24 protein-coding genes and 1 pseudogene are annotated in these 23,795 nt (G+C 72.6%); 10 read left to right on the forward strand and 15 right to left on the reverse strand.

The features are described from left to right. The first annotated feature begins 94 nt into the window (after nt 1–94). Complete coding sequence (locus B4N89_RS02220) at nt 95–598, forward strand: GNAT family N-acetyltransferase (RefSeq protein ID WP_078974180.1); 504 nt, start codon at nt 95–97, stop codon at nt 596–598. 245 nt (nt 599–843) lie between these two features. Further along, nucleotides 844–2,166: a hypothetical protein gene (locus tag B4N89_RS02225; protein WP_078974181.1), complete on the forward strand. Its 1,323-nt coding sequence runs from the start codon at nt 844–846 to the stop codon at nt 2,164–2,166. Between the two features lie 41 nt (nt 2,167–2,207). Here B4N89_RS02225 and B4N89_RS02230 read toward each other — a convergent pair whose 3' ends face one another. After that, nucleotides 2,208–3,530, reverse strand: a complete 1,323-nt coding sequence (locus B4N89_RS02230; protein WP_078974182.1) for a bifunctional folylpolyglutamate synthase/dihydrofolate synthase — start codon at nt 3,528–3,530, stop codon at nt 2,208–2,210. Nucleotides 3,531–4,508: 978 nt separating this feature from the next. Here B4N89_RS02230 and B4N89_RS02235 point away from each other — a divergent pair. The 3 genes from B4N89_RS02235 to B4N89_RS02245 are packed head-to-tail and all read left to right on the forward strand — an operon-like array spanning nt 4,509 to nt 6,200. Then, complete coding sequence (locus B4N89_RS02235) at nt 4,509–4,757, forward strand: hypothetical protein (protein WP_078974183.1); 249 nt, start codon at nt 4,509–4,511, stop codon at nt 4,755–4,757. Continuing rightward, nucleotides 4,754–5,635 (forward strand): polyprenol monophosphomannose synthase, encoded by an 882-nt coding sequence (locus tag B4N89_RS02240; protein ID WP_078974184.1) that lies wholly within the window; start codon nt 4,754–4,756, stop codon nt 5,633–5,635. Before B4N89_RS02235 ends, B4N89_RS02240 begins: the two co-directional genes overlap by 4 nt. A gap of 4 nt (nt 5,636–5,639) precedes the next feature. Then, complete coding sequence (locus B4N89_RS02245; protein ID WP_161500594.1) at nt 5,640–6,200, forward strand: FxsA family protein; 561 nt, start codon at nt 5,640–5,642, stop codon at nt 6,198–6,200. A gap of 144 nt (nt 6,201–6,344) precedes the next feature. Here B4N89_RS02245 and B4N89_RS02250 read toward each other — a convergent pair whose 3' ends face one another. The 5 genes from B4N89_RS02250 to B4N89_RS02270 all read right to left on the reverse strand — a co-directional run bounded on the left by B4N89_RS02250 (nt 6,345) and on the right by B4N89_RS02270 (nt 12,085). Then, the gene (locus B4N89_RS02250) at nt 6,345–6,719 is read right to left on the reverse strand and encodes an RNA polymerase-binding protein RbpA (RefSeq protein ID WP_078979058.1); all 375 of its coding nucleotides are present in this window, start codon (nt 6,717–6,719) and stop codon (nt 6,345–6,347) included. 266 nt (nt 6,720–6,985) lie between these two features. Beyond that, entirely contained in the window at nt 6,986–9,505 is a 2,520-nt protein-coding gene (locus B4N89_RS02255) for an ATP-binding SpoIIE family protein phosphatase (RefSeq protein ID WP_078974186.1), read from the reverse strand. 183 nt (nt 9,506–9,688) lie between these two features. Further along, on the reverse strand, nt 9,689–11,272 hold the full coding sequence (locus B4N89_RS02260) for an ATP-binding protein (RefSeq protein ID WP_078974187.1): 1,584 nt from the start codon (nt 11,270–11,272) through the stop codon (nt 9,689–9,691). Between the two features lie 223 nt (nt 11,273–11,495). Beyond that, a complete protein-coding gene (locus tag B4N89_RS02265) occupies nt 11,496–11,690 on the reverse strand; it encodes a DUF2304 domain-containing protein (protein ID WP_078974188.1) in 195 nt (64 codons plus the stop codon). A gap of 23 nt (nt 11,691–11,713) precedes the next feature. Further along, the gene (locus B4N89_RS02270; protein ID WP_078974189.1) at nt 11,714–12,085 is read right to left on the reverse strand and encodes a hypothetical protein; all 372 of its coding nucleotides are present in this window, start codon (nt 12,083–12,085) and stop codon (nt 11,714–11,716) included. A gap of 235 nt (nt 12,086–12,320) precedes the next feature. On the opposite strand from B4N89_RS02270, the pseudogene B4N89_RS02275 reads away from it, so the two are divergent. The 5 genes and pseudogenes from B4N89_RS02275 to B4N89_RS02295 all read left to right on the forward strand — a co-directional run. Further along, nucleotides 12,321–12,545: pseudogene (locus B4N89_RS02275) on the forward strand (flavodoxin family protein); the annotation flags it as partial. A 310-nt stretch (nt 12,546–12,855) separates the two neighbouring features. Continuing rightward, nucleotides 12,856–14,058, forward strand: a complete 1,203-nt coding sequence (locus B4N89_RS02280; protein ID WP_161500595.1) for a helix-turn-helix domain-containing protein — start codon at nt 12,856–12,858, stop codon at nt 14,056–14,058. Nucleotides 14,059–14,145: 87 nt separating this feature from the next. Further along, nucleotides 14,146–14,334: a hypothetical protein gene (locus B4N89_RS02285; RefSeq protein ID WP_078974191.1), complete on the forward strand. Its 189-nt coding sequence runs from the start codon at nt 14,146–14,148 to the stop codon at nt 14,332–14,334. A 117-nt stretch (nt 14,335–14,451) separates the two neighbouring features. Beyond that, on the forward strand, nt 14,452–15,048 hold the full coding sequence (locus tag B4N89_RS02290; RefSeq protein WP_078974192.1) for a hypothetical protein: 597 nt from the start codon (nt 14,452–14,454) through the stop codon (nt 15,046–15,048). Between the two features lie 11 nt (nt 15,049–15,059). Next, entirely contained in the window at nt 15,060–15,752 is a 693-nt protein-coding gene (locus tag B4N89_RS02295) for a hypothetical protein (RefSeq protein WP_143657803.1), read from the forward strand. A 54-nt stretch (nt 15,753–15,806) separates the two neighbouring features. Here the strand turns inward: B4N89_RS02295 and B4N89_RS02300 are convergent, their stop codons facing one another. The 9 genes from B4N89_RS02300 to B4N89_RS02340 all read right to left on the reverse strand — a co-directional run bounded on the left by B4N89_RS02300 (nt 15,807) and on the right by B4N89_RS02340 (nt 23,599). Continuing rightward, nucleotides 15,807–16,502, reverse strand: coding sequence for a collagen-like protein (locus B4N89_RS02300; RefSeq protein WP_143657804.1), 696 nt, complete (start codon nt 16,500–16,502; stop codon nt 15,807–15,809). After that, nucleotides 16,499–16,786: a hypothetical protein gene (locus tag B4N89_RS02305; protein ID WP_078974194.1), complete on the reverse strand. Its 288-nt coding sequence runs from the start codon at nt 16,784–16,786 to the stop codon at nt 16,499–16,501. Before B4N89_RS02305 ends, B4N89_RS02300 begins: the two co-directional genes overlap by 4 nt. Nucleotides 16,787–16,816: 30 nt before the next feature. Further along, complete coding sequence (locus B4N89_RS02310; RefSeq protein ID WP_078974195.1) at nt 16,817–17,068, reverse strand: hypothetical protein; 252 nt, start codon at nt 17,066–17,068, stop codon at nt 16,817–16,819. Further along, nucleotides 17,068–17,793 carry a peptidoglycan recognition protein family protein gene (locus B4N89_RS02315; RefSeq protein ID WP_078974196.1) on the reverse strand — a complete coding sequence of 242 codons (726 nt, stop codon included), beginning with the start codon at nt 17,791–17,793 and terminating at the stop codon, nt 17,068–17,070. Before B4N89_RS02315 ends, B4N89_RS02310 begins: the two co-directional genes overlap by 1 nt. A 157-nt stretch (nt 17,794–17,950) precedes the next feature. Beyond that, nucleotides 17,951–18,676: a hypothetical protein gene (locus B4N89_RS02320; RefSeq protein ID WP_078974197.1), complete on the reverse strand. Its 726-nt coding sequence runs from the start codon at nt 18,674–18,676 to the stop codon at nt 17,951–17,953. Continuing rightward, a complete protein-coding gene (locus tag B4N89_RS02325) occupies nt 18,676–19,764 on the reverse strand; it encodes a hypothetical protein (protein WP_078974198.1) in 1,089 nt (362 codons plus the stop codon). The genes B4N89_RS02320 and B4N89_RS02325 overlap by 1 nt, the downstream gene beginning before the upstream one ends. After that, nucleotides 19,761–20,861 carry a hypothetical protein gene (locus tag B4N89_RS02330; RefSeq protein WP_078974199.1) on the reverse strand — a complete coding sequence of 367 codons (1,101 nt, stop codon included), beginning with the start codon at nt 20,859–20,861 and terminating at the stop codon, nt 19,761–19,763. Before B4N89_RS02330 ends, B4N89_RS02325 begins: the two co-directional genes overlap by 4 nt. Before the next feature lie 13 nt (nt 20,862–20,874). Then, nucleotides 20,875–21,756 carry a phage distal tail protein gene (locus B4N89_RS02335; RefSeq protein WP_078974200.1) on the reverse strand — a complete coding sequence of 294 codons (882 nt, stop codon included), beginning with the start codon at nt 21,754–21,756 and terminating at the stop codon, nt 20,875–20,877. A gap of 4 nt (nt 21,757–21,760) precedes the next feature. Continuing rightward, nucleotides 21,761–23,599, reverse strand: a complete 1,839-nt coding sequence (locus tag B4N89_RS02340; RefSeq protein ID WP_161500596.1) for a hypothetical protein — start codon at nt 23,597–23,599, stop codon at nt 21,761–21,763. Between the last annotated feature and the right edge of the window lie 196 nt (nt 23,600–23,795).

Genomic DNA, 23,795 nt, shown 5'->3' on the forward strand with positions numbered 1-23,795 from the left:
GACACGTTAAATTCACGAACCGGGACATCGGCGCCCGCCGACCCGCGACACGTCCAGGTTCCACTGATCGGCCGCGCCCCTACAGTCACATGGCATGACGATCACCCCGGGCCCGACCATCGACACCGACCTTGCGCACACCCGCGACCTGCTCTTCGCGTACTACAACGCGACCGCCGAGGAGGTCGGCCACGCCGGCTGGGCGTCCCCCGACCTGTTGCCCGAGTGGTGCCGCACCGACCACGACGACCCGGCCGACTACTACGCGCACCCCGGCGCCTACTTCACCGCGCATCTGGCCGGCCGGCCCGCGGGCGGCGTCGGCGTACACCTGCTCGACCCGGGCACGGCGGAGGTCAAGCGCCTGTACGTGCTCCCGCACGCCCGGGGCCACGGCACGGCCCGTGCGCTGATGACCCGCCTGCACGCACACGCCCGCGCCGTCGGCGCCGACCGCTGCGTCCTGGACTGCCTCCCGCAGCGCACCGGCGCGATCGCCCTGTACGAAGCGCTCGGCTACCGCCCCATCCCGCCGTACCGGGAATACACCGGCCACGCGCCGCTGTCCTGCTTCGAACTGCGCCTCGACACGATCTAACCACCGGCATCCAAAGCCGCACGATCATGCGAGGGCACGGCCGGCCGCCGGCGAGACTCATGGTGAACCCGACTTCACATCGACGCACGGACGCTGCCGAAGTCGCCCATGATCCCCCATTTGCCGTAACCTGCCACGTCGCTTCCCCGCACGATCGGGCGCATTTCGCCCTTTGGCCTCCCCCGCGCCTCGCAGCCGTTCTATCGTCGCCCCGTTCGGTGTCACCCGTACGGAAGGGGCCGGTCGTGACCCGAGGAGGCATCGGTGCGGCGCGCGTCGGCAAGGCACTGGGGCTCGTCCCCCGCCAGGTCCGCCTCGCCGCCCGGACAGGACTGCTCGCCCAACACCAGGACGGCACCTTCGACGCGGACGCCGTCGCCCGTGCCGCCGCCGACCCGGGCCCCTTCCTCACCGCCCTGCAACGCGAGGAACCGCTCACCGCCACCGAGGCCGCGCATCGCCTCGGCATCAGCCGCGAGCGTTTTCGCCGGGTCGCCCGGGCCGCCGGGCTGGCCGTCGTCGACCGGGTGCGGGTCTCGCGCTACGGCCGCGACCTGGAGGTGCGCTACTACCGCACGGCCGACGTGGACACCCTGCACCCGCACATCGCCGCCGACCGCGAACTGCGCGAGGCGGCCCGTACCGTGTCCCGCTCGCTGGCCGCCACCAAGGCCGCCGCCACCCGCGCCCACAATCGCGAACGGGCGGCCAACGCGCGCCGCTACCTGGCCACGCTGGCCCCCGACCGGCAGACCGACCCGGCCGACGTGATCGCCTTCGCGTGCGCGCTGGCCCGCCTGCACGGCACCGCGCCCGCCCGGCTGCGCCGCTTCATGGCCGACCCGCGCGTGCGCGACATCGCCGAGATCGCCGACCAGTGCCGCTACAAACCGGACGAGATCGCGGACCTGCTCACCACCTCCACCCCGCGCGCGATCGCCGCGCTGCGTGCCCTCGCCCGACCGCACCGGGTCTGGGCCACGCTCGGCGTGCCCGCCGAGGACATCGCCCACCGGGTCCCCTCGATCGACCACCACATCAGCACCGACCTGCTGCACGAACTGGCCACCGACCCCCCGCGCTGGCTGCTCGAACTGCACGCCGACCGCGAGCTCGAACACGCCTCCGCGGCGGTCACCCGCTGGTTGGACCGGGAGTGGCACGCCCAACAGCGGCGCGCCGAGGCGGTGTGTCGGGCGGCCGAGGCGGTGATCGACCAGCTCGCCGACGACGCGGTCGCCGAACTGTTCGCGCTGCCGGTGGAGGTGGTCGTGGAACTGCGCCCGCGCAGCAACAAGTGGACGACCGCGTACGTCGAGGAGCTGCTGCACACCCGCCCGCTGTGGTTGCGCAGCCTGGCCCTGGCCCGTGCCGAGATCGCCCGCCGCGCCGCCGCCCGCACACGCCGCGAGACGGCGCGCAGCCAACGCCGCCTCAACTGGCGCCGCACCTGGGCCAGGGCCCTGTCGGTCCCGCTGGACACCGTGCCCGACACGGTGGAACGCCCCACACCGGCGGCCCTGCACACCGCGCAGACCGACCCCCCGCCCTGGGCCCGCCCCCACTGACCGACCCGGAGCCGGGCCGGACCGTCGCGAGCCGTCGCGGTTCAGGCGGGGGCCAGGCCCAGCGCGGTGCGGGCCTCGCCGACCAGTTTGTGCGAGCCCAAAACCACCACCAGGCCGCCCTCCCCGGCCAGCTTCCCGGCGCGGCCCAGCGCCGCCGTCACGTCCGGCTCGACGCAGTCGGAGCGCGTCGAGCCGGCCTCCGCACGCAGCGCGAACAGCGCCGCCGGATCGGCCGCGTCGCCGGACCCGCTCCGGGTCATCACCACGGGCCACTCGACCGGCAGCGCGGCCAACATCCGCGCCGCGGGCTTCTCGCGCATGACGCCGAAGACGACCACCGGCGGCACCCGATCCGCGGCCCGTGCGTGCCGGGCGATCTCCGGCGCGACGGTGGCCAGCCCCTGGACGTTCGTCGCCCCGTCCAGCAACACCCGCCCCGACCAGTGCCCCACGCGCGCCGACGCGACCAGTTCGAGCCGCCCGGGCCAGCGGGTCGTGGCCAACCCCGCCCGCAAGCGCTCGTCGTGGTACGCGGGCACATGGCCGCGCTGTACGAGGGCGTCCACGCCGGCCACCGCGAGCGCGAGATTGTCGTACTGGTGCGCGCCCGGCAACGTGCACACCAGGTCGCGATGCACCCCCAGGGGCGTCCGTACCTCGAGGAGCGGCGTGCCGCCCGGGCCGCCGTCCCGTGCCTGGACCAGGATCTCCCGCCCCAGCCGCCACACGGTCAGCCCCGCATGCCCGGCCAATACCTCCTCGGCCGCCTCGGCCGCCTCCGCCGACAGGCGGCCGAGCAGCACATGGTCCCCGTCCGCGGCCGCGCCGACCTTGGCCCGGGCGATCTCCGCCTCGCTCCCGCCCAGCCGCTCGGTGTGGTCCAGGCCGACTCCGGTGAGCACCTTCACATCGAGTCCGAACTTGCGCACCACCGTCCGCTGTCCGCCGATGTTGGCCTCGGCCGCGACCAGTTCGACCTCCGCCCGCCGAAAGTGCGCCGCCGCCGCGGCGGCGTGCAACGACGAGGCGTTGTAGGCCAGTCCGGTCGCCCGGATCGCGTCCAGCACCTCCGTACAGGCGGCCGCGTACTGCTCTTCGGACACCGGCACCCCGTCGACCCGGATCCGCTCGCGCGGCTCCTGCAGATGCGGACTCGGCATGCTCCCCACCCGCAGCCCCATCCCGTTCAACGCCGCGACCGCGAACGCGCACGTGGACCCCTTGCCGTTGGTCCCCACCACCTGCATCCCGCGCAACGCCCGCTCCGGATGCCCCAACGCCGCCAACAACTCCGGAAAGTGCCGCCCGTTCCCCCGCACGCGGTGATACTCCTCGACCACGTGCACACATTCGCGATAGTCCATGACCCCCGATCGTGTCACCCCGAGCCACCTTTCGACCACCCACCGTCGCGGCACTCGCCCGAACCGCAACGGCCGGTGCCCGTGCGACGGTTGCCCACGGCTCGCGGCCCGGTGCGCGCGTTTTCGCGTGCGCTCGTGGCGTGACGCCGGGTGAGCGGCCGGCCGGACCGCCGCGCGCTTCCGGGGCTCCTCGTCGGCGTGGCGACGGAGGGAGGCCGCTCGCGTGGTGGGGCCTCGTACGTGTACAACTCCTACAGCACCCCCCTGCGACCCGCGCGCACGACACGCCGCGCCTCGGGACGAGCGCGGCGCCGCGCCGCAACGCGTCGAAGCGGTGTCGTCGGCGGGGGCGAAATGGTGCGACGCGACCCATTGGGGGAACGATTGCGCCACCCGGCGGGCGCACACCACCCACACCCGTGCCGCACCACCCCGGGCCTGACCTGCACCGATACCACGTTTGCCCAGGTCAGTGCGTTGTTGACACCGCGCCCGCATCGCCCAGTACGTTCGACCCGGTCCACCGCAGGACGACCGGCAGGAGAACACCCTCCCCGAGCACGCGCACGCCTCCGGGCCACAGGTGGCACAGCCACCGGGCGCCAGGTCCGGAACCGACGTGACACGCGCCCGGGAGGCCGCCCCACGCGGCCACGAACGGCAGAGCGGCACCCGTGCAGCCGCCCCGCCGGACGCGAGCACACCCCACGCCGGAAGGTGAGACCGCGGCAGAGCCCGGTCGCCCAGTAGACAACGACCACCGCGACCGACAGCCAGCCGGTCCGGGGCCGGCCCGAAGGGTGACCGGGTTCCCGCTGCCGTCCACCCGCACCGTCGAGCGGGCCGCGGGTCCGTCGCCAGGGCGAAACCGAATGGCCGGCTCGTCCGTTGTACCGTCACTGCATCACCCGCCCGGCGCATACACCGTGTCGAGCGCGACCGCAGCGATCCACGACGACCCGGCGAGGGGGCCACACGGTGCCGCAGTTCGACCGCGACGCGGCGCCCCGCGCCGGCCACGCGGTCGGCCGCACCCGCGTGTTCCGCCCGCGTACCCCGCTTCCCGCCACCGCGCCGCGCGCCGGGCGCACCCGCGCAGGCCGGCTCGGTTCGGCTCCCGGGGCGATCCTGACTATCGTCGGACACCGCGCCCGCGCCGATGCCGGACCCGGAGCCCACACCATCGACAACGCCATCGAAGCCAACGCCATCAAGGAGATGATGTGACCGACCGCGAGCAGACCAGCTTCGCCGATCTCGGCAAGGTGCTCGTCATCATCCCCACCTACAACGAATCGGAGAACATCGAGCCGATCGTTGCGCGCCTGCGCGCCGCGGTGCCCGACGTCGACGTGCTCATCGCCGACGACAACAGCCCCGACGGCACCGGCGACATCGCCGACACCCTCGCCGAGCACGACCCGCACGTCCAGGTCATGCACCGCGCGGGCAAGGAGGGGTTGGGCGCCGCCTACATCGCCGGCTTCCGCTGGGGCATCGATCGCGGTTACGACGTCCTGGTGGAGATGGACGCCGACGGGTCGCACCAGCCCGAGCAGTTGCCCCGACTGCTCGAAGCGGTCCGGGACGCGGACCTGGTGCTCGGCTCGCGCTGGGTGCCGGGCGGCGGCGCGGTCAACTGGCCCGGCCACCGCAAGCTGATCTCCCGGGGCGGCAGCACCTACTCGCGGTTGATGCTCGGCGTCGACATCCACGACGTCACCGGCGGCTTCCGGGCGTTTCGCCGGGACACCCTGCTGGGCATCGGCCTGGACGAGGTCGCCTCGCAGGGCTACTGCTTCCAGGTCGACCTGGCCTGGCGCGCGATCCGCAAGGGCTACCGCGTGCTCGAGGTGCCGATCACCTTCATCGAGCGCGAACGCGGCAACAGCAAGATGAGCAACACCATCGTCGCCGAGGCGCTGTGGCGGGTCACCGCGTGGGGCGTCGGCCGCCGGGTCGGCAAGTACGCGGACAAGCCCACCCCGGAACTCGCCCCGAGCAAGCCCGCCGATCGGACCCCGGACGCCGCCCCCGCCCCGGGCGACGCCGACCCCACCGCCACCTCCGGCACCACCACCGGTGCCACCCCGCCGAGGACGTGATCTCGTGAGTACCGCGCTGCGCCGGGCGGTCAAGCTCCTGCCGATCGTCGCTCTGCCGCTGGCCGAGATCTACGTGATCACCCTGGTGGGCGGCGCCATCGGCGCGGGCGAGACCTTCCTGCTGATCCTGGCCGGCATCGTGGCGGGCTCGCTGGTGATCCGGTACGAGGGCCGCCGGGTGCTGAACCGGCTGCGCGCGCTGGGCGAACGGGCGCAGCGCGAGGGCCGGTCCGACCCGGTCGAGATCGCGGCCCAGGGCAAGGAGGCGACCAAGGCCGCCGCCGACGCGGGTGTGGTCATCCTGGGCGGCGTGCTGCTGATCATCCCCGGCTTCATCAGCGACGCGCTCGGGTTGTTGTGCGTCCTGCCGTTCACCCGGCCGCTGGTGCGCCGGTTGATCGGCACCGTGGTGGCGGCGAAGGTGGCGGGCAGCGCCCGGTTGAGCGGCATGACCCGGCAGGCCCGGATCCATCGCCCCGACGGCAAGGTCATCCAGGGCGAGGTGATCGACCCGGACCCGCGGCGGGACGACGAACCACCGCCACCGCCACGCCCGCTGCCCTGAGCGTGCCCCGGGCGGTCGGCCGTCGATCGTGCCCAGCACGACGCCCGGGGCGCCACGACCGTGAAGGTCGTCGACGCCCCGGGCGTCGGTGCCACCTGTCGACGGGATCCGCACGGGCCCGGAGCGGGCTCGCGCGGTGATCGCTCAGGCGCTCTTGCGGTTGTCGCGTGGGTCGTGGTGGAGGTTGATCCCACCCGACCGCAATACGGCGAGGCGCTCGGCGAGCACCTCTTCCAGCTCTTCCCTGGTCCGCCGCTCCATGAGCATGTCCCAGTGCGTGCGAGTCGCTTTGTTCTTCTTCTCCTCGGGCGGCGCGCCGTCCACCAGCTGCGCCACGGCGCCGCAGCTGCGGCACTCCCAGTTCGACGGGATCTCCGCCTCGACGGAGAACGGCATCTCGAAGCGGTGCCCCCGGGGGCATTCGTATTCCACGGTACGACGCGGCGCCAGATCGATACCGCGATCGGTCTCGTAGCTGGTGGCGCCAAGGCGTGTGCCGCGGAGAGCTCGCTCACTCATGAATCGTGCCTCCTGGCTGGTAACCCACATCGACAGGTCTTGCTGTCTCGTCCGATTGCAGAACGCGTGACGGGCCCCGAAGATTCCCGACCGAGCGGTCGACGGGGACGGCTCGGGGTCCGTGACGGTGAGTAGCTACCCGAAAACGGATGATTCATCCCATCCCGGGGAGAAAGTGACATAGAACTCGCCCGATCAACCGGAATCGTCCCGAAGACGAGCCGTCGACGCCGTGTGCCGCCACGCGGCGAAACCCCCGCGGGGCGTCACCGGTCGCGGATTTCCGCCCAGACGATCTTCCCGGTGTCGGTGGGCCGCACTCCCCAATCGGTGGTGAGGCCGGCCACGATGCTCAACCCGCGGTGCCGTTCGTCGTGACCGGGAGAGGCGATCTCCTTGGGCAGTCGCCCGTCGTGGTCGACCACCTCCACGATCAGCCGGCCCGGATGGTGGCGCAGCCGCAACTCCATGGGCGTGCGGGCGTGTTCGGCGGCGTTGGAGACGAGTTCGGTGACCACCGAGCAGGTGGTGTCGCTGTGGTCGACCAGGTTCCAGCGGGCCAGCGTGGCGCGGACGAAGTCGCGGGCCTCGCGGGCCGAGCGCGGGGTGGGCGGCAGGTCGAGGCCGGCGGTGCGCTCGACGCTGTGCCGGGCGCGCACAAGGAGCAGCGCGACGTCGTCGGGCTCCTGGCCGGTGAGCATCGTCTTGGCCAGCAGGTCGGCCACGTCGGCGACGGTGCAGGTGCCGCCGGTGGTGCCGTCGATGTGCTCGGTGAGTTCCTGGAGCCGGTCGGTGAGCGAGGCGTCGTGCGATTCGACCAGGCCGTCGGTGTACAGCAGCAGCTGATCACCGGCGTCGAAGCCGACCATCGCGTCCTCGAAGGTGGTGCCGTCCAGCCCCAGCGGGACGCCGAGGTCGTCCTCCAGGAGTTCGACCTTGCCGTCCGCGCTGATCAGCGCGGGCGGCAGGTGTCCGGCGTTGGACCAGTGCACGGTGGCGTCGCCGGGGTCGTAGACGGCGTAGACGCAGGTGATGATCTGGTCCTCGCCGCCGAGCCCGGTCACCAGCCGGTTCAGATGCCGCATCACCCGCGCCGGCGGCAGGTCCATGACCGCGTACGCCCGGACCGCGGCACGCAGTTGGCCCATCACGGCGGCGGCCTGCAGACCCCGGCCCATCACGTCGCCGACCACCAGGGCGATCCGCCCGGCGGACAGCGGGATCACGTCGAACCAGTCGCCGCCGACCTGCTGGCCCTTGGCCCCGGGCAGGTAGCGAAAGGCGATGTCCAACTCGTCCAGGTCGGGCGGGACCTGCGGGAGCAGGCTGCGCTGGAGTTCCACGGCGGTGTCGCGGACGCTGCGGAACAACCGGGCGTTCTCGATCGCGGTGGCGGCTTGGGCGGCGATGCCGAGGGCGAGTTGTTCGTCGCGTTCGGTGAACACGTCGGCTCGGGTGTGGCAGAAGGAGAACGCGCCCAGGTCCTCGCCGGTGGCGGTGGTCACCGGGATGGTCAGCAGGCTGCGGACCGGCGGTTGCCCGGCGGTGCTGACCCGGTAGGGCAGCAGTTCGGCCGCGCCCGGCTCCTCGGTGAGGTCGCCGCGACGCACGGTGGTCGGCGGGACGACGGTGGTCTGCGGGCGGGTCCGCGCCGCGAAGGTGGGGCGCGGGCGCGGAAGGCGGTCGATCAGGGTGGGGTCGGCGCTGGTGACGGCGTAGCGGGTGTCGGCGACGCCGCCGGTGTCGTAGTCGATGTAGCGGAAGATGCCGTGCTCGGCGGCGATCACCGAGGTGGCGGCGTCGGTGGCGGCCTGGACCAGGCGTTCGAGGTTGAGTTCGCGGGTGAGCTTTTGGCCGACGCGGTAGAGCGTCTCGACGATCCGGGTCTCCTGGTCGAGCCGGCGCTGTTTGTAGGCGAGTTGTTCCTGCTGCGAGCGCACCCGGTCGCGGGCGTCGGCGGCGACCAGGGCCGCCTGCGCGGAGGTGCCCTCGTGGGCGGCCAGGAGTTGTTCGAGCGCGTCCAGGCGGGCTGCGGCGAGGTGCCTGACGGGGGTGTGCCGTCCCGGGCCGCCGGCGAACAGGGGCGCGGTGTTGAGCGGGAGCAGGGCCAACCGGGTGGAGACGGCGACGGTGCGGAAGAGTTCGGCGATCCGGGCCGGGACGTACACGCGGGTGAACATCAGGACGGTGAACAGTTCGCCGTCGGGAAGCTTGCCGGCGTAGCCGATCACGGATTTTATGCCGTGGGCCCGGATGAACTCCTTGTCCGGGACGGCGCTGCCGGCGAGCGCGTCGGGGATGTGGGTGATGTCGTGCCGGTCCCACTCGGTGTCCCCGCTCAGCGGCCCGGCCACGATCTCCTCGGCGGTGACCCCGAGTTGGTCCAGCATGGCGCTGATCATCGGCGCTCGGCGGACCGCCTGGACGCTGGGGAAGGCGACCACCTGGTGCCGGCGCGAGCGGGTGCGGTCGCGCCAGTCGGGGTGGTCGCCGGTGGTGGCGAGGAGGGTGAGGCAGCGCAGGTCGGGGTGCGGGACGAGGTCGGGTTGCCGACGCAGGGCGCACTGTTCCAGGTCCGGGGTGAGGTTGCGCCAGGGCATGGTCTGGAACAGGCGGGTGAGGACGAGTTGCGACCGTCCGGTGTCCGGGTCGCGAAAGGTGGTGCGCAGGTGCTGCACGATCGCACGGGCGGCGTCCTCGGTGGTGGCCGATTCGGCGGTGACCCGGCGCAGTTCGGAACTGCACACCACCATGTCGCTGACGGTGAAGTTGGCGAGGTCGAACACAGGGCGTCCACGTCCTCCGTGGGGGTGCGGGGCACCATCATGGCGCGCCGGTGCGGGTGAAGTGATGCGTTTTGTGTATTTGGTGGCATGCCGGGCGAGGACCGGGCACACGTCGAGGCCCTCCGAGTGCGGTGGCTCGGAGGGCCTTCGAGGGCGTGGGGGCGGCGGGGGCGCGCCGTGCGGTCAGGCGGTCGGTTCGGGCTCTCGCCGGCGCTCCTTGGCGAGCGAGATGGTGGGGTCCTCGACGGCGAGCGCGTCGGTGTGGTGCGGCAGCAGGGCGAGCAGGCGCCGGCGTTCCGCCTCGGGGGTGTCCTCTTCGAGCGGATCCGGGGTGTGCGGGATCTGGATGCGCACCACCGGGCCGTTGCCGATCCGTACGTAGCCGCGCCCGGGCGGCATGTCCTCGCCGCCGGAGACGCCGGGGCCGGTGCCCAGGACGGTCCGGATGGTCTCGGGCTCCAGCGGACCGAGGACGACGCGCGTGTGCGTGTCGGCGATCAGCGCGGGGCGCAGCCGGTCCAGGTGGGTGGGGCGGGTGCTGGTGATCACGCCGATGTGGGCGGCGCGCCCCAGGCGCAGGGGCAGGTCGAGCAGTTCCTGGGGGTCGGTGGTGCCCTGGCCGGCGGCGAGGTCGGTCAGTTCGGTGATCTCGTCCAGGATCACCCACAGCGGACGGCGGGCGTTGTCCGGAACCGGCGTGCCGTGTTGTTTGGCGTGGGTGACGGCGGCGATCCGGCGCTCCGTCTCGTGCCGCAGCCAGGTCAGCGTCTCCAGGGCGCCGTGGTAGCCGGTCTCGACGCGCAGGATGTTGCGGCGCCCGGCCAGGCAGGCGTAGTCGCCGGAGCCGCTGCCGTCGATCACCACGATGTCGCCGTCGCGGGCGGCCTGGAGGGCGATGGTGCGCAGCAGGTTCGACTTGCCCGCGCCGGGGGCGGCGACGGCGAGCAGGTGCGGGTCGGTGCTGCGGTTGCCGGTGCGCCAGATGACCGGCGGGAGTTGGTGGGTGGCCCCGTCGACCCGGATCGGGGTGCGGCGGTTGGTGCTGTCGGCGTCGGTGATGCCGAGCAGGATCTCGCACGGCGCGGTGACGAACTGCTGGGCCGGGACGGCGGCGGGCAGCGGGGGCAGTGCGGCGACGGTGAGGCGGTTGTGCTCGGTGTCCCAGTCGTGGAAGTACTCGCGGCCGCGGCCGATCTTGGCCTGGAGCACCCGTTCGATCCGGGCTCGGGCGCCGGGGTCGTCGTCGGTGAAGTAGGGGCTGTAGGTGAGTTCGAGGCGGGTGATCCGGTCGCCGTCGAGTTCCCAGTCGCGGAAGGCGTCGCGGTAGGTGCCGCCCGGATGGAAGAGCCTGGCCGGGTCGTGGTCGTCGGCGAGGTGCGGTACGAGGCCGTTGTAGACGGCCTGGAGCCGCAGTTCCGTGGGGTCGGGGCCGGGCTCGGGGGCGGGGGGCTTCTCCGCGCGGCCGAGCCAGGCGGCGGCGGCCAGGATCAGCAGCAGGGCGATCAGCGGGGCGTACGGCAGGAAGTACAGGGCGAGCAGCGCGCCGGCGACGACCGCGGCCCCGATCTTGCGCTTGTCCGCGGAGGCGTTCTTCCACCAGGCCCGGGCCCAGGCGAGTTGCCGGTTCAGGCCGCGGCCGAGGGTGAGCACGGGCGAGAAGGTGTCGCGCGTGTGCTGCTGGATCCGCGTGGCGCGCGAGCGGGTGTTGCCGAGGCCGTCCTTGGCGCGCTGGGCGATGGCGGCGAGGGATGCGGGGCCGGGGGACATGCGGTCTCCGTGGGGGGTCGGCGCGGGTAGGCGGGAGGCCCCGGTTCGGGGGACGATCCGGGGCCTGTGCGTGAGATTCGAGGAGCGCACCGCCCGCCGCGCTCGCCTCGGCGCACCGGTGAGGTACTCGAAGGCAACGCCTGTGCGAGGACTTCGCCGGTACGCCGAGGCGGGGCGCCGAGGGTGCGGGCGCGGCGGCGTGACGGGGCGGCGGGGCGGCGGTTCAGAAGGTGATGCCGCTGAGGAGGTTGGCGATGCTGTTGCTGCTCGCGGTGATGTGGGGGGCGATCGAACTGCCCGCCAGGTAGAAGCCGAAGAGGGCGCAGACGAGGGCGTGCGGGATGCGCAGACCGTCCTTGCGGAACAGGACGTAGGCGATGACGCCGAGCAACAGGACGCCGGAGATGGACAGAACCATGGGTACTCCTTCGGGCGGTGCACTCAGTGCGTGGGGGGTGGGGTGAGGATCCCGGTCCGGGCGATCCCGTAGAGGACCAGAACGGTGACGCCGAGGCGGCCGGGGGTGGACAACGCCCAGAGGGCGAGGTGCAACGCGATCACCAGCGGAAGCGTGGCGATCGCGTAGACGGTGTGGAACGCGCGGGTCTGCGTGTTCGTGGCCTGGACGGCCGGGGCGAGCGTGCGGCGGACGACCGAGACGAGGGTGGGCGCCGCGGGCGCGGCGGGGACGGGCGGGGGGACGGGGATGGGAGCCGGCCCGGGGGTGTGGCCGGCGGTCTCGGGCGTTGGGTCGGCGGGGGGCTTGGTGCGGGGGTCGGGCAGTAGTCGTTGCCGCAGGGGGGTGAGGCGCATGTGGGTGGTTTCTCCCCGAGGTGGCGGGCGGTTGGCCTATCTACGTATTACTTAAAGTGCTCTTATCGTCACAAATGGTGCGTATGTGTCAAAGCATCAAACGGGTGGAATCGCCATCTTTTCCTTGATGGATCACCCGTATGGAGGACGCGCGGAAGCACTGGACGCGGGGACGCGGCGGCACGCGGCGCGGGGCATGCCCGCCGGCGCGGCCCACTTCTGGCAGCGTGAGGCCATGGCCATCCTGCTCGTGGTGCACCACACGCCCTCCCCCACGCTCGCCGAGATGCTGGAGGCGACCCTCGCGGGCGCCCGGGATCCGGAGATCGAGGGGGTGGAGGTACGGGTGCGGGCCGCCCTCACCTGCTCGCCGGTGGAGGTCCTGGAGGCGGACGGCTACCTGCTCGGCACACCCGCGAACCTGGGCTACATGTCGGGGGCACTCAAGCACTTCTTTGACCTGAGTTGTCGTTAGTCACCACTCACGGCGGGTTGTACGAACCCCACAACGAGAAGCGCGGCCCGGCCCTGGGTGGGGACCGGGCCGCGTGCCCGCCGCCCGAGGGCGGACACAACCGGGCAACCCGGCTGTCGGCAGCATGAACGGTTGGGCTGACACGACAACGGCCCCGAACCGGTGACGAACCGGATACGGGGCCATATACCGCCGGCAAGCCGTAGCCTGGCCGGGACAGAACTCACAGACAGGGTACCGCTCCCGCCCCGCTCCACAGGGAGCACCGCCCACTGCACAGGCAGGGGACAACACAGTGGCTGACGACCACGACATCCGCAGCATCGGCCAGAGAATCCACGACATCCGCCGCCGGGAGGGCATCTCCCGCGCCGACCTCGCCGCCGTTGCCGACCGCAGCACCGACTGGCTCAAGTCGGTGGAGTTGGGCCGCCGGCAGCTCGACCGCATCGGCCCGCTCATGGCCATCGCCGACCGGCTCGGCGTCGACCTCGCCGAGCTGATCGGCGTGGCGCCGCGGGACGACCGCAGCCCGCGCACCGGCTACGACGCCGTGCCCCAGATCCGCCGGTCGCTGCTGCGGCACCAGCTCGGGCAGCCCACCGGCCACCCGCGGCCGCTCGCCGACCTGCGTCTCGACGCGCACACCGCTCACCGCCACCGGCAGGCCGCGCGGTTCGGCGATCTCGGCGCGCTCCTCCCTGGGCTGATCGATGACGCGTCGACCGCCGCCGCTGCCCACGACGGCGACGAGCAGCAGCAGACCCACGGGCTGCTGTCGGCGGTGCTGTGCGATACGGCGATGCTGGTCAAACGGCTCGGGCAGATCGACCTGGCGACCGTCTCGGCTCGGCAGGCCGTTGATGCAGCCGTGGCCGCTGGTGATCCCCTGCTGGAGATCGCTGCGATGTGGACCCAGGCGGAGGTGTGCGTGTCCGCCGGTGCGCGGGTCGAGGGTCTGGGCATCGTGCGGGCCGGACTCGATCGACTCGACACGCTGCTGAGCGACGACGACATGCCCGCCTGGAGTCTGTGGGGGACCATGCACCTGGTTGCGGCGGTCCAGGCCGCGCAGTGGTCGGACCGGGCGACTGTCGAGGACCACATCCGGGAGGCCACAGCCGCGGCCGAGCGGACCGGTGATCGCAACGACCACGGGACCTGCTTCGGTCCGGCGAACGCGGCGTTGATGGAGCTGTCGTCCCGCCTCGAACTCGGAGACGGGCGGGCAGCCCTGGAGGCGACTCAGGGCGTCGACCTGTCTGCACTCCCCACGGAGCGGCGCGCTCGGCATCTCATCGACGTTGGCCGGGCCCACGCCCAGGCCCGCGACGACGCCGCGTCGATGCGGTCGCTGCTGGAGGCCGATCGTCTGGCGCCGGAGTATGTGCACTCGCATGCGATGGTGCGCGACATGGTCGTGACCGCGCGCCGACGGGACCTGCTGACGTCGCGTGAACCAGTGCACCGCATGGCCCGCCGCATCGGCGTGAGTTAGCCGCTGACCTCTTCGCTTTACCTTCTCTTGACGGACCGGGTACACCCTGTACCCGGTCCGTTGCTATGCGGCCATCACGCTGGATGCATGGCCGATGACACCGTGCGCGTAGAGAGCAGCGGCGATCCCGACGAACAGGTGCGGATACACCTCCCTGGACGCACCATCCCGGACATCACCCGTGACGAGGCCGCCGCCCTGTACCGGCAGCTCGGCGCATACCTGATCCGGACCATCCCCGCCCAGCCGCTGCGCGCTCCGACCAGCCGCGGCTGACCCACGATCCGGGCGGGCCCGGCTGGGGTGCTGGCCACCCTCCGTCCCCCACGCCGTACCGAGCGGCGCCGGGCCCGCCCGTTCTACCCACCTGTGCTCACACCTGCTGGAGCCCGCATGACCGACGTCGAGGCGGTCCCTACGACCGTCGTGTCCCTGGCCGCCTGGAGCATTCACCTCGAATTCGTCGACCACCCCCGGCCATGGCGCCTGGACGCGTTCGCCGCCGTCCCCGCCAGCCCGACGGCCGCCGTTGCGGTGGCGGTCCCCGCCTACGAGCGTGCAGAGTTCCACCTCACTGACGCCGATGTCGCGGTGCTCGCTGCCACGCTCCTCCGGCCGCCGCGCCCGCAGGACCGCCCGCCGGGCCGAGCCCGGCTACTCCGGGAGGGCACCGCCCTCCGGTTGCGGCTGTACATCTCCGCCATCGACGGCGACCAGCCCGAGCCACGCGGGGTGATCAACCTCCAGGAACATCATCGCCAGGTCCTGCTGGACGACATCGCCCGGCACCGCCTCGACCTCATCCCCACAGTCGACGTGCCCGAGCCGCGGTTGCACCTCGACCCGATGCCCGTCACCGGCCTCGGCATCGACCAGGTCGCCCAGCTGCGCGACCGGTGCAACCGGTGGCTCGACAGCGAGGGCATCCGGGCCGCCCTCGCCGACCGCGAGATCGCGCGGCACATCGCGACCCGGACAACCGGCCCGTGAAGGACACCACTGTGAGCACCGACAAACCCGAACCCGCGTCGTCCGATGCCCCAACCCTGGAACCCCTGCGCGCCGCGGCTGCCGAGCGCGACCGGCTCCGGGCGATCCCGCGCCACGCCACGCCGACCGTCGCCGAACAGCTCGCCCACCGGCGCCGGCTCCGGGCCGCCCGATACGCAGTCCACGCCGAGGTCATGGCCGCCTACACCGCCGGCGTCGACATCGAGACCATCGCCCGGGCCGCCGGCCTCAGCCCCAAGTACACGCGGACCGTCCTCCGCCAAGAGGGAGCCACCGGGCTGCCGTCCCGGCCCGCCGGTCCGCGCCCGTACGCTGCCCAACCGCCGCCGCCCCAGCACGCCGCCGCGCTCGCGGCCATCACTGCCGAGGTCCGGCGGTCGGACCGGCAGTCGGGCCCGCTCGGCGACGCCACCCGGGCGGCGGTGGTCGAGGCCGCCCGGGTCGGCGTGCCCCGGATCGCCATCGCCGACGCGGCCGGGGTCACGCCACAGACCATCAGGGTCGTACTGCGCGCCGCAGGTACCCCCATGCGGCGCGACGCGCAGCCGTCGCCCGCCGAGGTGGGTGCGATGCGCGACGCGCTGCTCGACGCGGTCCACGCCGGAGCGGCCGACGGCGAAGCCGCTGAACGCAGGGCCTACCGGCGCCTGGTCGAAGCCGACGACCAGGCGCCGGACCTGTAGCCGGACACGACGAAGCCGGCCCGCCCCCGATGTGGGGGGCGGGCCGTTGGTCGTTCATCGCCGCCGGGTCGCCGGCTCGGTGCTCGGCGGCAGCGTCGGCGGCGTGGTCGGTGCGGGCGCGCCGTCGCGGCGGCACACCAGCGCCGCCGGATCCCACGCCGGCGCCGCCAGGGTGTAGCCGGTCGGGCATGTCGGGCCGGGCGCGCCGTCCCGGCCGTCCGCTCCTGCAGGACCCGCCGGACCGGCCTCACCTGCAGGGCCCGCCGGACCGGCAGGACCCGCAGGCCCTGCAGCGCCGTCGACCCCCGGAGCACCGGCAGCGCCGTCGACACCTGCCGGACCGGCCGGACCGGCAACCGATTCACCCGGCGCACCCGGCTGCCCGCCCGGCCCGGCCGGCCCCGGGATCGAGTCGCCGTCCCGGCCGGGCGGCCCTGCAGGACCAGGCGGACCGGCCGGGCCGCGTTCGCCCGCACGCGCCGGCAGGTCCGGCACCGACGCGCCCGGGTCCGGCACCACCGGCGTGCCGCCGGTCGCCTGCACCTGGGCGCGCATCGCCCGGACGTCGTCCGCCAGCACGGCGACCGCGGCCGCCCGGCGCCCGGACTCCGCCGCGATCCGGTCCGCGCGGCCCGACTCGGCCGACACCCGGATCCACACCAGCAGCATTGCGCCGGCCAGGGTCAACAGCACGGCGACGAGCGCCCACCACCGCCACTGGCGTGCGAGCACGCGCTGTGTCCGGGTCACTGTGCACCGCCCAACGCCGCCAGCTGCGCGCGCAACAGCGAGCACTCTGCCTCGAGGGCGGCCTTCGCCGACCGCTCGGCGGCCAGCTCGCGCCGCAGATCCTGGACCTGCTGGCGGAGATCACCGCGCTCCTCTTGGAGCTGATCCGTGAGGCTGTTGTAACCGCCGATCACTCCGCCCTCCCGTTGCGCGCGCCCGGACTGCCGCGATCCGTACATGGCCGCCGCCGCAGCCAACGGCGCGCCCACCAGTGCGGCGATCGCCGTGACCATGGCAGCGTCCATGCACGTACCTCCATCACGCTGGCATGCCGATCAGGCGTCGCGGTCGAGCGCGGGCCGTATGTCGGCGCGCGGGTCGACCGCCCGCAGCCACGACGGCAGCAGCCGATCGACCGCCGGCAGCGCCATGACCCGGGTCAGGCCGGCGGCCACCGCCAGGCCGAGCGCGAGGCCCGGCGTTGCCTCCGGCAGGCCGGACGCGCCGACGATCAACGGCGCTGCGGCAGCCGCGCTGACCACCCACTGCACCGTCGAACGGATCGTCCGGCGGGCGCCGTCGGACATCACTTCGCACCGCCCGCGCGCAGCTGCTTGACCTCGGCCGCGAGCGCGGCGACCGCGTCGGCGAGCTGCTGCACGGTGGCGTCGGTGTCCATGACGACCTGGTAGACGTCGCGGTCGGACATGGCCTCGTTGCGGTAGCTCCACAGGTCGATGGCACTGGGCATGTCGTTCTCCTCATGACTGGTAGGGATGCCGCCGCCCTCGATCGCGGCGACGATGCCGGGGAACAGCACCTCGCGGAACTGCTTCACGCGGGCGTCGCCGGGGCAGGCGGTGCCGCCCAGGGACCACTCGGGGAACATCCGGTGGTAGCCGTAGCCCGGGTCGTCCCAGGTGCGGCAGATCCGCAGCGGCAGGCCGTGCCGTTCGTGCAGCCAGACGCCCAGCCGGATCAGGCTCGCGATCTGGGCGTCGGTCCACGGGTCGGTGTGCTCCAGGTTGCTCGCGCTCTCGCAGCTGACTGCTCCGGTGCCGTCGGCTCGCCGGTTCGCCGAGGCGTTGGCGTCGGCGCGGGTCTCGGTGCCGATGAACTGCATCAGCCCGCCGTCGTATTGGCAGCCGAAGTGCGAGTCCAGGTTGGTCGAGTCGCGCCAGTACTCGTACATCCTTTGGTTGGTCCACGGCGCGGCGATCGAGTGGAAGATCAGTTGAGTGGGGCGGATGGCGGGCTGGGAGTCGGATTCGGGTTGCAGCTCGCGTTTCGTAGCGCCGGAATACCAGGCCATTGGGGTGCCTCCAGTACGGAGTCGGGGGGATCGGACGCCGAGGGAACCTCGGGCGTGTCCAGTGGCGCGCCGCAGCCGGCGCGGGGATCGGGATGCGCGGTCGGTACAGCGCGCGGGACAGCCGGCCGAGGATCGATATCCGGCTCGGGCTCTGTGGTCACGAGTTCACTCCGTACAGTTCGGACAGGTGGGCGTACACCGAGCCGCCGCCGCCGGTGCGCTGGCACTGGACCTCGATCGTGAGCAGATCGCCCCAGGCGCCCGCGCCGAGCGGGCCGCGCCAATCCAGCGACCCGAACCCGCCGCTGGGCACCGCCACGGTGGGTCCGTATTGGCTGCCGTTGATGACCAGTCGCATCTGGCCGGTCGTACCGGCATCGGCGTAGGCACTCCCGAACACGACGATGTGTGAGTGCTGCCGGGGCGCGTACGACCTGGACACCGCCCCCCACGAACCGCCCGTAGTGGACGGCCAGTCGGTCGCGAACACGCTCGTCGGCAGCGGGTACGGGATCCACGGCCGGCCCAGCCACCCGTCATCGAACGCGTCGTCCATCACGATCGCCTCGTGACCCGCCGGCCGGGGAAAGATGCGGATCATCTGCCGGACCTCGGCATCCTCGCCGCCGATCACCAGGGCCGCCCCGCTGCCGTCGGATCGGCCCGCATACACGCCGTATTTGCCGGCCGCATACAGGCCCGTGGCCAATACGGGCTCGCCGCTGGGTGCCTCCACCCACAGCGTGCCGCCCTCGCCGATCCGGACCCGGCCGGCCAGGATCTCGTCCAACGCCGGCCTGATGTTCGCTCGGCCGGCCAGCAGGCGGAGGCCTTCCTCGATGCGCCTCAGCCTGTCCTCGGTGTTCTGCGGTAGCGCCGGCATCAGGCCGCCTCCAGGGTCAGGCGCGCAGTGACGGGGGCGCCCTGCGCGCTGGTCGACACGGACACACCGACGACGCGGTGCCGCACGGTCATCACGTCCGGCCACACGTCCCGGATCCGGATCCGCACCCACGACCCGAGCGGCGGCAGAGCCCGAGCAGCGAGCGAGATCGTCACCTCCGGGATGACCTCCGGCTCCCGGGCCCGGGCGATGTCGGCGGCGGCGTGCGAGTCGAGGACGTCGAGCGTCTCGACGGTCGAGTGGTCCGACGAGCCGTCGAGCAGCGGCCACCCGTCGGCCACCCGGTCGGGATAGGTCATCAGCGACGACATCAGCGGAGTCGACGCCTCAGCCTGGTTGCGGTTGGTCGCCGCGCCGCGGCTCTGCCACCTGTTCGCCTCGGTGGTGCCGTCCTCCGGCAGCGCGTAGTCGGTGATCACGCCCGGGTAGTCGAGGACCACGTCCGTCGACCCCGCGCTGATCCTGGGGTGGCCGAGCACCAGCGCTTTGGCGCGGCTGCCGTCGCCGTCCCGGTAGCTGCCGATTCGCCACTCGAACCCGTCGATCACGTTCGAGAGTTGGTCGAGCAGCGTCCGCACTTTGGGGAGGTCGTACCGGCTGTACGTCCGATCACGCACCACCCCGGACGTCTGGGACCAGTCGAGGCGGATCCCGATGTCCCCGCCCGTCTCGGCCTGGGCGATGTCGACGAGCTGGCGGGCGATGTCGAGCTGATCCACGCCGCCCGGCCCGGTCTCCCACGTGGAGAACAGGATCCGGTGGTCGAGGTAGCTCTCCCAGCCGGCGCACTGGATCGCCATCGACGCGCCACCGCTGTCCCGCGCGCGGACCCGCGTCCACATGATCCCGCCCCACTCGATCACCCGGTCCCGCTCCAGCCACACCGCGGTCCGGGCCGGCAGCATCCGAGACGCACGCGCCGCCATGTCCGCATCGACCACCGGGATGGTCCCGCGCAGAGTCCCCGTTTTGCCGATCCAGTCGTCCCACGCGAGGTTGGTCAGCGGCAGCACGTCGAGCAGCTGGTCGCTGCGGAGGTCGCAGAACAGCACGCGGTACGGCGTCACGACGCGGCCTCGTAGGCGTACGACAGCCACAGGCTGTCCGTCGTGCCGGGCGTGGTGCTCGGGAACGGCGTGTTGAGCGTGGTCCCCCAGTTGAAGCCGCTGCCCCCCTCGATCACGGACACCTTGCTCGTCGCGGGGTTCAGCAACACGGTGCCGCCGTAATACGCGGCCCCGCTCCGGATCGCGCCGGCTGAGCCGGCCGCGTACTCGGCGCTGTCCGGCGTCGTCGCGGCGGGCACCGGAATGGACCACGTCCACTGCGAGTTCGTCGAGCCCGAGCTGGTGGTCGAGCCGAACTTCAGCCTGACTCGGACCTGGATCAGGCGCCCGATCCGGCACCACCGCTGGTACAGCGTGCCGTTGCCGATGGTGCACGCCGCGCCGTCGGCCTGCCACGTCGGCGTGCTCTGCGTCCACGCCCCCCAGGTGCTCGGCGAGATCGTCGACGGCAACGAGAACTCCGACCAGGCGGTGCCGTCCCACTGGACCAGGCGGCCGGACACAATCCGCACCTGGCCCACGTAGGACCCGGCGGCATTGCCCGCGTCGACCGGCAGGACACCACCGGCAGCAATCGTGTACACCCTCAGATCGGTGACCGCTGTACCCCAGTTGATCGGGCTGCCCGCGCTCGCCCCAGCCGGCACCAACACCCGCGCCAGCGGCAGCCACACCGCGCCGACCGGCGGCGTCGGGTCGACCGGCGACGGCGCCGGGGTACCCGCCAGACGCTCGACCTTCGCGATCGTCTGCCCCGACGCGTCGATCGGGTTGTTGTAGACGCGGATACCGATCAGGTCCCGACGCGGGTTGGCCGCGTCGCCGTTGGGGATCGTCACCGGCTCGGCCGCCGTCACCGCTACCGCGTACGCGCCGGCCGCCGCCGACCCCTGGAGGATCGCCCGGCCGACCGCGACCGACGCCGTCATGCCCGTGCCGGTCACCAGGCACGGGGACCCGCCCGGGATCAGGCCGGACCGCGAGGTGAGTTCGGCCGTCGGCCACCAGGTGCCAATCGGCGTGAGACGGGTGGCGGCGCGGGTCTGCCCGCCGGCAGCGTCGCCCCTGTTGGTCAGCCATGCGGCTACGACTGTCACGATCTCTGTCCTCTCACCACATGGCCGATCGCCAGCGCACCGTCACGGTGCCGCCGGTCGGGCCGGAGTCGTCGCCCCTGAAGGCAAGGTCTGATGTGCCGGGCGGCAGCGTGAACGCGGACTCCGGCACGCTCCGCGCGGTGATCGTGTACAGCCGGTCCTGCCCACCGAGGCGCACCGTCCCGGCCGCCGTGTCGACGACCAGGACGTCACCGGCCGCGAGCAGGAGGTCGTACTCCAGGACGTCACCGGTCGCGAGGTTCGTCAGGCTCGGCCGGGCGACCGGGCCGGCGAACTCGATCGTCGGATGCGTCGCGGCGTCGCCGCTGTTGGCCACCGAGATGCCGCCGGTCGACCCGGCCGCCCCCCAGTCCAGGCCCTCCGGCGCGGTGCCCCAATCCAGGCCCTCCGGTGACGACCCCCAGTCGATGCCCGGCTCGTTCACCGGCAGCCCCGTGCTCGCGGACTGCTCGACCACGTCGTACACACGCGGGTCCGGACACACCCACTCCAGCGCGGCCGTACCGATCCGCCACAGCGCCCCGGCCTCATACGGGATCGAGCGGCGCCGCAGCCGGGCGGTCACCTGGACACCCCAGTCGACGAACACCAGCGGCCCGGTAGCGCCAACACCCGTCGCCCGCTTGAGCGCCTGGACCAGGCCGCGGAGCCCGTCCGGGTCGTCGCCCCGCAGGCCGAGGGACAGCGTCGGGTGCCGCGGCTCGGCATAGTCGGTGCCGAGGTAGTCGCCGTGGTCGCCGACCCGCGCGACGTCCTGCAGGCGGAGCGCCGGCAGGTCGTCGACACCGGCTACCTCGGTCACGTGATACCTCGACCCGGGTCCGAACTGGAGCCCGCCCCAGGTGATGCGGCCGATGCGCTGCTGATCGAACATCGGGTCAGCCGACCTTTCCGGCCCACGCCAGCTCGCGCGAGATCCCGCCGACGGTGGCGTCCGACCCGTAGAGGTTGATGGTTGGCGCGATCGTCCGGGCCGGGGCCGCGCTGCCCGCGTACGCCGACGTGAGCGAGGCCGCCGACGGCACCGCCGCCGCGACGTTCAGCCCGGACATCGCGCCCTGCGCACCGGCCAGCGCCGCCGACGCGGCGGCCCGCACCGCTGGCGCTCCCGCGCGCATCCCCGCTGCGAGGCCGGTCATGATCGCCTCACCCGAGTACGTCGTCCAGCCCCGGCCGGAGAACGGACCTTCCTTCGCGGGCGAACTCGGGAACAGATTGCGGGCCTTGGACAGGATCCCGCCGACGCTGTCGACCATCGACTGCGCCTTCGACTTGAGGCCGTCAATCAGGCCCTGCACGATCGACGCCCCCGCGTTGTACAGCATCCGGCCGGTGTCGCCGAGCGCGCCGACGATCCGCCCCGGGATGCCGCCGGTCCACGAGATCAGGTCGCCGACCTTGTCGGATGCGGCGTCCTTCATCGACTGGAACCCGTCGCGCGCCCGGCCGGCCAGCGACGAGCCCAGGTCGGACAGGGCGTCACCCGCCCGACCGGGCAGGCCGGACAGCCACAGGGTCAGCTCGATCGCCTTGCCGATCGCGGCGTCCTTCATCTCGCCGAACCAGCCGCCGACCAGGCCCGGCAGCCCGGCGAACCAGTTGATCGAGGCTTTGATCGCGTCGACCGAAGTCGAGATCGCGGACTGCACCCACGCCCACACGGCCTGGACGATCTCGCGGAACGTCTCGGACTCGCGGTACGCGATGACGACCGCAGCGACCAGGGCGATGATCGCCAGCGTGACCAGCACAATGGGGTTGGCGCCCATCACCACGTTGAACACAGCCTGGATCGCGGTCCACGTGGCGGTCGCGGTAGCGGCGATTGCGGTGTAGATGCCCCACAGTTTCATCCCGACGCCGATGGTCGTGAGCACCGCCGCAATAGCGGTCAGGACCGGCGTCGGGATCGCCACGATCAGCCGCGCGAACGCATCGGCGAGCAAGGCCGTGGTGTTGAACAGCGGGGCGAGCGCAACCAACAGCGCCACCAGAGCGCGGCCCAGGTTCCCCAACATCCCGGCGCCGTCGCGCGCAGTCGCCAGGAACCGGGCGAACCCCTCGCTGCCCTTGAGACTCTGGCCCCAGTCGCCGAACGCGTCGGTCATGCGGACCAGGCCGCCGGTCACCCCGCCGCTCACGGGCAAGAACGCCTGCAGCAGGCCCATGAACCCGCGGCCCAAGTTGCCGATCACGGTGATGAAGTTGGTCAGCGCCGGGCCGGCGGCGGCGGTCATGTCCGCCATCCAGCTCTTGAACCCGGCGCCCTTGATGCCGGCCGAGAGCTTGTCGAACATGCCGGAGAACGCGCCGGCGGCGGCCCGAACCAGCGGCGTCAGCGACGGCAGCAGGTCGCGCATGAACTGGATGCCCTTGGTCGCGATGGGCATCGTGTCGCCGGCCAACGACTTCGACCACGACGTGTAGTCGTCCTTGAGTCCGCGCAGCGCAATAGCGGTCTGGCGGCTCGCGGGCGGCATGCCGGCGAGCTGGGCCTGATACGCGGCGTCGGCCTCCGACGCGGCCTCGGTGGCGGACTTCGCTTCGGACAGCGCCTTCTTGTAGTCGTCGCCGCCCTTCTTCGCGAGGGCTTTGGCTTCGGCCGTCTTCTTGGTCGCGACCTCGTGCGCGGTCTCTGCAGCCGAGGCGGCGTCGATCGCCTTGGTGACCTCGGTGAACTGTGGCTTGATCGCCGCGCCGAACGCGCCCGCCGCCAACCCGGCCGCGACCGCCCCGGCGGCGAGACCGCCGAGCGCGGTGGTGGCCGCTGCGATTGCGGGGAGACCGGCCGCGATCTTGGTCAACCCGAGTGCGAGCCCGCCCAGTTCGCGTTTCCCGGTTTCGCCGGCGTTGCGCAGTGCCGTGCGGGCGGCGGCCAAATCGGCCTGGAACTGGGCCGTGTTGAGCTGGAGG

It is taken from the genome of Embleya scabrispora, assembly GCF_002024165.1.
GTDB classification, from domain to species: Bacteria; Actinomycetota; Actinomycetes; order Streptomycetales; family Streptomycetaceae; genus Embleya; species Embleya scabrispora_A.

What these genes read in the sequence shown, in the direction of transcription:
- B4N89_RS02265 (WP_078974188.1), bottom strand. Translation starts at nt 11,690, where the DNA reads ATGGTTCTGTCCATCTCCGGCGTCCTGTTGCTCGGCGTCATCGCCTAC.
- B4N89_RS02220 (WP_078974180.1), top strand. Translation starts at nt 95, where the DNA reads ATGACGATCACCCCGGGCCCGACCATCGACACCGACCTTGCGCACACC.
- B4N89_RS02315 (WP_078974196.1), bottom strand. Translation starts at nt 17,793, where the DNA reads ATGGCCTGGTATTCCGGCGCTACGAAACGCGAGCTGCAACCCGAATCC.
- B4N89_RS02270 (WP_078974189.1), bottom strand. Translation starts at nt 12,085, where the DNA reads ATGCGCCTCACCCCCCTGCGGCAACGACTACTGCCCGACCCCCGCACC.
- B4N89_RS02320 (WP_078974197.1), bottom strand. Translation starts at nt 18,676, where the DNA reads ATGCCGGCGCTACCGCAGAACACCGAGGACAGGCTGAGGCGCATCGAG.
- B4N89_RS02305 (WP_078974194.1), bottom strand. Translation starts at nt 16,786, where the DNA reads ATGGACGCTGCCATGGTCACGGCGATCGCCGCACTGGTGGGCGCGCCG.
- B4N89_RS02260 (WP_078974187.1), bottom strand. Translation starts at nt 11,272, where the DNA reads ATGTCCCCCGGCCCCGCATCCCTCGCCGCCATCGCCCAGCGCGCCAAG.
- B4N89_RS02230 (WP_078974182.1), bottom strand. Translation starts at nt 3,530, where the DNA reads ATGGACTATCGCGAATGTGTGCACGTGGTCGAGGAGTATCACCGCGTG.
- B4N89_RS02290 (WP_078974192.1), top strand. Translation starts at nt 14,452, where the DNA reads ATGACCGACGTCGAGGCGGTCCCTACGACCGTCGTGTCCCTGGCCGCC.
- B4N89_RS02285 (WP_078974191.1), top strand. Translation starts at nt 14,146, where the DNA reads ATGGCCGATGACACCGTGCGCGTAGAGAGCAGCGGCGATCCCGACGAA.
- B4N89_RS02310 (WP_078974195.1), bottom strand. Translation starts at nt 17,068, where the DNA reads ATGTCCGACGGCGCCCGCCGGACGATCCGTTCGACGGTGCAGTGGGTG.
- B4N89_RS02335 (WP_078974200.1), bottom strand. Translation starts at nt 21,756, where the DNA reads ATGTTCGATCAGCAGCGCATCGGCCGCATCACCTGGGGCGGGCTCCAG.
- B4N89_RS02250 (WP_078979058.1), bottom strand. Translation starts at nt 6,719, where the DNA reads ATGAGTGAGCGAGCTCTCCGCGGCACACGCCTTGGCGCCACCAGCTAC.